3 protein-coding genes, 1 tRNA gene and 1 pseudogene are annotated in these 5,772 nt (G+C 69.9%); 1 reads left to right on the forward strand and 4 read right to left on the reverse strand.

Features of this window, described 5'->3' with window-relative positions:
* Window positions 1–139: 139 nt before the first annotated feature.
* Window positions 140–229: transfer RNA gene (locus tag AC5LSR_RS19055), tRNA-Ser, on the forward strand.
* A gap of 330 nt (window positions 230–559) precedes the next feature.
* On the opposite strand, the gene AC5LSR_RS19060 is transcribed toward AC5LSR_RS19055, so the two are convergent.
* From AC5LSR_RS19060 to AC5LSR_RS19075, 4 genes and pseudogenes are all read right to left on the reverse strand, one after another.
* Complete coding sequence (locus AC5LSR_RS19060; protein ID WP_250281931.1) at window positions 560–1,945, reverse strand: pyridoxal phosphate-dependent decarboxylase family protein; 1,386 nt, start codon at window positions 1,943–1,945, stop codon at window positions 560–562.
* Between the two features lie 834 nt (window positions 1,946–2,779).
* Window positions 2,780–2,905, reverse strand: a complete 126-nt coding sequence (locus AC5LSR_RS19065; protein ID WP_493465379.1) for a hypothetical protein — start codon at window positions 2,903–2,905, stop codon at window positions 2,780–2,782.
* A 667-nt stretch (window positions 2,906–3,572) separates the two neighbouring features.
* On the reverse strand, window positions 3,573–4,856 hold the full coding sequence (locus AC5LSR_RS19070) for an adenylosuccinate synthase (RefSeq protein WP_250281932.1): 1,284 nt from the start codon (window positions 4,854–4,856) through the stop codon (window positions 3,573–3,575).
* A gap of 160 nt (window positions 4,857–5,016) precedes the next feature.
* Window positions 5,017–5,772 (reverse strand): annotated as a pseudogene (locus tag AC5LSR_RS19075) (hypothetical protein); the annotation flags it as partial.

The following is a 5,772-nucleotide window of genomic DNA, read 5'->3' on the forward strand; positions in this document are numbered from 1 at the left end:
TCCGTCGGCGGCTGTCAGGACGCCTGGCTGTCAGGACGGGCAGCCAGGCCGGGGCAGCGCGGGCCGCCGGCGGGTACGGGGCCGGGCTGGCGGGGACGCGCCGCTCCGCCCCACCACGGCATCCAGTAAGCTGACAAACGGTGGAGTCGCCTAGTGGCCGAGGGCGCACGCCTCGAAAGCGTGTGAGGGGGCAACCCCTCCGTGGGTTCAAATCCCACCTCCACCGCCATCCTTGGGTACCCATGTGCTGGCGCACCATGGGCGGATGGCTTTATGCCAGCCGCGGGGGCCGAGCCCCCGCAGGCCTCCACGGGAAACCCCCGGCGCGCAGCGCCTGGCATCCGCACACGGCAGTCCATGGGCGCACGCCCCGGGCGATCCGTCCGTTGCCGGCTCCGTCGCCGGTCCGGTCTCAGTTGTCTTCGAGGCCCGGCTCCGGGCTGTGGTCGCGGCGGTAGGCGCGGTGAGCTGCCGGAAGCAGGGCGGTCGGGGGCATGCCGTGTTCCGTCAGGCCATGCCGTCAGGCCATATCGTCAGGCCATATCGTCAGGCCATGCCGTCAGGCCATGCTGCCGAGGATGGCGGCGATGTCGGACGGTTCGGTGCACGGGTTGACGATCGCGAAACGGGTCACCGTCTCCCCCTCGTGGACGGTCGGGGTGACAAAGGCAAAACCCGTCCGCAACAGTTTCTCCGTCCACTCGTAGTAGTTTTCCGGTGTCCAGTTCAGGCGGCGCAGGACCACTACGGAAAGCTGCGGCTCACGCACGAGCTCCACGTAGGGCAGTGCCCTTATCTGATCAGCCGCGGCCCGGGCGGTGGCCAGTGACTTCTCCACGGCGGCACCGTAGGCGCGGGTACCGTGCGTAGCCAGTGAGAACCAGAAGGGCAGGCCGCGCGCACGCCGTGAGAGACCGATCGCGTAGTCCGCGGGGTTCCAGTCGTCAGCGGTTTCGAGGACCTCCAGATAGCCCGCTTTCTGGGCGTGTGCCGCGCGGGCCAGCGCCGGTTCCCGGTAGATCAGCGCGCAGGCGTCGAACGGAGCGAACAGCCATTTGTGCGGATCGACAATGAAAGAATCCGCGTCGGCTATTCCGGCAAAGAGATGACGGACCGGTTCTGCGGCCAGCGCGGCCAGCCCGTACGCCCCGTCGACATGCGCCCACAGGCCCCGTTCATGGGCCGTGTCGACAATTCCGCGGATGTCGTCGACAATGCCGAACTGGGTGGTGCCGGCCGTCGCCACGACGGCGAACACGCTGTCGCGGACGTCGGGATCCGCCTTGTCCAGGGCGTGGGCCAGCGCGGGGCCGGTGAGACGGCCCTCGGCGTCCGCCGGGACCACCAGGAGCTCCGCGCCCATGACCCGGGCGGCGGTCTCGAGCGAGGAGTGCGCCTCGGCACCGCAGGCGATACGCCACACGGCGGGCCGGCCGCCACGCCGGGTGGCGCCGTCCCGCGTCCGCATCCGGTACCTGGCCGCGACGAGCGCGGAGAGGTTCCCGATCGTCCCGCCCTGGACGAAGACCCCACCGGCCTCGGGCGGAAAACCGGCGAGATCGGACAGCCAGCGCAGTGCCTGGTTTTCCGCGTACACGGCGCCGGCACCCTCCAGCCAGCTCCCCGCGTATACGGACGAAGCCCCGACGACGAGGTCGAAAAGTATCGCCGCCCTGGTGGGCGCCGCCGGTATGAACGAGAGGTTGCGGGGGTGGTCGACCGAAATACACGCCTGGGAGAGGAGCTCGTCGAAAACCCGGAGCGCCTCGACGCCACCGATACCGTCCGAGGTTATTGTCTCCCCCACCGCGGCGGTCAGCTCCGCGCGCGAGCGGGTACCGTCCAGGGGAACGGGGCTGAGGCGTAGTCGCTCCCGCGCATAGTTGACGACGGCCTGCGTCAGAATCTCGCTGTCGACATCATAGCGGTGCACGAACTCGAGCATACCCGGGCCCGGCCGAGTTTACGGACATCACGAAGCGGCGACGGTGCGCAGCCGGTACGTCCCGATGTACAAGCCGAAACATGTCGAAAACAATGCCGACCGGCGTGGGTCACACAGCTGTGCGCGGTAAAGTGATCGGCGCCGGCCGCAGCAACATGTTCATCACCAGCGCCGGGAGGATTCCGGACCGAAGCGGGATCCGGACGCGCGGACCGGCGCATAAAGCGCCGGCCGGGTGACCATGCGTGGTACACCATCGATGGCATATGTCACCGGACGCCGCTACCGGCTGCCGGTGAGCGGAGAAGATCGCCGTATGTTTGTCGTTGTGCACGCTTTTGCGGCCGAAAAGCGTGCACAACGACAGACTCGTCCAGATCATGGCCTGCGCGGACGGTCGCGGATAGTGACCCGTCTCCGCTGGAGACGCTCCGGGGCCACCACCGAGGACGGCCCGCATTCGTGGCGGGGCGAGACCTGACAGTCGGCCGGTCGGTCGTGGCCAGGGGCCGGTCGACGTCAGGCGGACGTCATTACCGCTTTACCACGGCACGGCACGGCACGGCACGCACAAGATCCGCGTTCGCGGACAGCCTGCGAGGGGGCTGACATCGGGGCCGCCGTACGCACCATCAGGACCCACCTCGGCTTGTTTCGCGATCGGCCTGTTCCACGAACGGCATCTGGTGCGGGCTTCTCGCCGACGCGGCACCGCCAAGGCCCACATCGGCCCGCGCCCGACGACGATCAGCGCAGTGGCCGATCAGCCGCCCCGGGACTCCCGCAGGACATCCGGGATCCCGGGGCCGCTGGAGATCAGCGATCTGGAGGTCATCAGCATGGCCACGCGACCGGGCACAGCCGGCCGCGGCGGACGCCGGTCATACGCCCGGCCACCTCGTCCTCCTCCATGGTGTCCCCGCCCATGGTGTCCGTTGCCGCGGCAGCCCTTGGGGCCATGGGGCGGCCTCCTCGCCGTACTGGCCGCTGCGCCCGCCTCGGCGTGGTGGCCGCTGCAACAGCGGCCCCGGTGACGGCTCCTCGCCGCACCCACCTGTTGTCACGAACGGTCGCCCTCGCGGCAGCGGATGGGTTCACGGCGGCAGACGAGCCCGCGCTCAGACGTCCTGCCTGCTCCGCCTGCGGATGAGGAAACCGCCACCGGCGACCGCGGCCAGCAGGGCGATCAGCGCGAAACGCTTCATTGCGTACCTCCACGATGCGAACGAAGGGTGATACGGAACACTCCCACACCTACGGCTGTCCCCGCTCGGCTCGGCCCCGCGCGGGCGGAAGCACACCGGGCGGCCGGCCGAGCGGAAGATCGGCTGTTGGCCGAGCCTGAGCATGCCACGTCCGTGGCCACTTCGGCGGTAGGCGGCTGAGGATGTCGGTCATCATACGGAACAATTTTTTTGATCTTCAAGAGGCCATCCCGGTTCCCACCCGGGACATCCCGGTCACGCGCGGGAACCACGGGCGCTCGCCCGCCAGGGCGGCAGGGCGGCAGGGCGATCGGCTGGAGCGGTCCCGGTCCCGCGCGGAAGCCGCTGCGCGGGGAACTGTCGCGACCGCAACGCCGTGGCCGTACCGCCATGGCCGTGTTGCCTCCGGTCGGGCCGGTCAGTCAGACGAGGTCACGGATGGAGATCGTCTGGTTCCGGCCGGGGCCGACCCCGACGGCCGCCACCGGCACGCCGGCCAGTTCTTCAAGCGTCCTGACGTAGTCGCGGGCGGCCTTCGGCAGATCGTCGAACGACGACGCCTGGGAGATGTCCTCGCCCCAGCCGGGCAGCTCCTCGTAGATCGGCCGGGCGTGGTGGAACTCGGTCTGCGTCATCGGCATCTCGTCGTGCCGCACCCCGTGGACGTCGTACGCCACGCAGACCGGTACCCGGTCGAAGCCGGAGAGCACGTCCAGCTTGGTCAGGAAGAGGTCGGTCAGCCCGTTCACGCGCACCGCGTAGCGGGCGATCACCGCGTCGAACCAGCCGGTGCGCCGGGCCCGGCCGGTGGTCACGCCGAACTCGCCGCCGACGGCGCGCAGCTCGTCGCCGACCTTGTCGGTGAGCTCGGTCGGGAACGGCCCGGAGCCGACCCTGGTCGTGTACGCCTTGCAGATGCCGATCACCCGGGTGATCCTTGTCGGCCCGATGCCCGAGCCGGCCGCGGCCCCGCCCGCGGTCGGGTTCGACGACGTGACGAAAGGGTAGGTCCCGTGGTCGACGTCGAGGAGGGTGCCCTGGGAGCCTTCCAGGAGCACGACCTGGCCGTCCCGTAACGCCCTGTCGAGCACGAGGCCGGTGTCGGCGATGTGCGGCCCGAGCCGCTGCGCGTACACGCTGTACTCGTCGACGACCTTGTCCACCTCGAGGGCGCGCCGGTTGTAGATCTTGGTCAGGATCTGGTTCTTCTCCCGCAGCGCCAGCTCCAGCTTCGCCCGGAAGATCCCGGGGTCGAGCAGGTCCTGGACGCGGATGCCGGTCCGGGCGATCTTGTCGCCGTAGGTCGGGCCTATGCCGCGGCCGGTGGTGCCGATCCGCGCCTTGCCGAGATAACGTTCGGTGACTTTATCGAGCGCCCGGTGGTGAGGCATGATCAGATGTGCGTTCGCGCTGATCAGCAGTCGGGACACGTCGATGCCGCGGGCGGTGAGCCCGTCCATCTCCTGGAGCAGGACGCCGGGATCCACGACAACGCCGTTACCGATCACCGGCACGCAGTCCGCGCGCAGCACGCCGCTGGGGATCAGGTGCAGGGCATAGCTCTCCGCGCCGATGACAACGGTGTGTCCGGCATTGTTACCCCCCTGATACCGGACGACGAAGTCGACCGCACCGCCGAGCAGGTCGGTCGCTTTCCCCTTGCCTTCATCGCCCCACTGGGCACCGATCAGCACGAGCGCAGGCACCGGGCGAGGTTACCTGGCCCGCCCGGCTCAGGGATGTCACATCGCCGACGGAGTACGGCGAGATCTTCAGGGCAGTCATCGCGGGCGCCTGCCCGCAGGTGTCATCAAACTCCCGTCCGCACCGATCACCCCCTCGGGAGTCCACTTGCATTACTGAGGGTTACTGTGGAGTCTGTATTTCGGTAAGGCGAGTAGTCGATCGGGACGGGGGTGTCACGGTGGCTGCTGTCACCGCCCGCTCCGTGGGCGCCGAGGACTCCGGCCGGAGCACCAGCCAGAACACCAGCACAGCACGGGACACGGCAGCCGACCAGCCGCCCGCCGCCGACACGGCCACGGCCGAGCCGTCCGGGCCGGCACGGCCGTCCACCCAGCCGGACCGGTCCGGGCAGCCGGAACAGTCGACACCGACGTCAATACCGACAGTAACAACACCAATAGCCACATCGGCCACCGGCCAGATCGCCGCAGGCCCGTCCGGACAGGACCCCGAGCAGAACCCGGTGGACGGCGGCCCGCCGCGCCACGGCCACCCGGTGAACCACACCGGCCCCGTGAACGACGACACCCCGGCAACCGGTGAGAACGCGGTGGGTGACGGCAACACGGCGAACGGCGGCAGCGCCGCGAGCGGCGGCAGCGCCGCGAGCGGCGGCAGCCCGGTGAACGGCAGCAACGCGGCGAACCGCGGGAACCCGGTGGGTGGCGGGAACACGGCGAACCGCGGGAACTCGGTGAGTGGCGGGAACACGGCGAACCGCGGCACCGCCGCGAGCGGCGGCGGCCCGGTGAACGGCAGGCCGTCCGAAGCCCTGATGAACGGCAGGCCGCCGGGGGTGGCCGCGACAGGCGGTGGCTCCGCGCCGCCGCCCGCCCCCGCCGGGGACGCCCGGCCGAACACGCCGGACGACAGGTG

It is taken from the genome of Protofrankia sp. CiP1_Cm_nod4, from assembly GCF_982290645.1.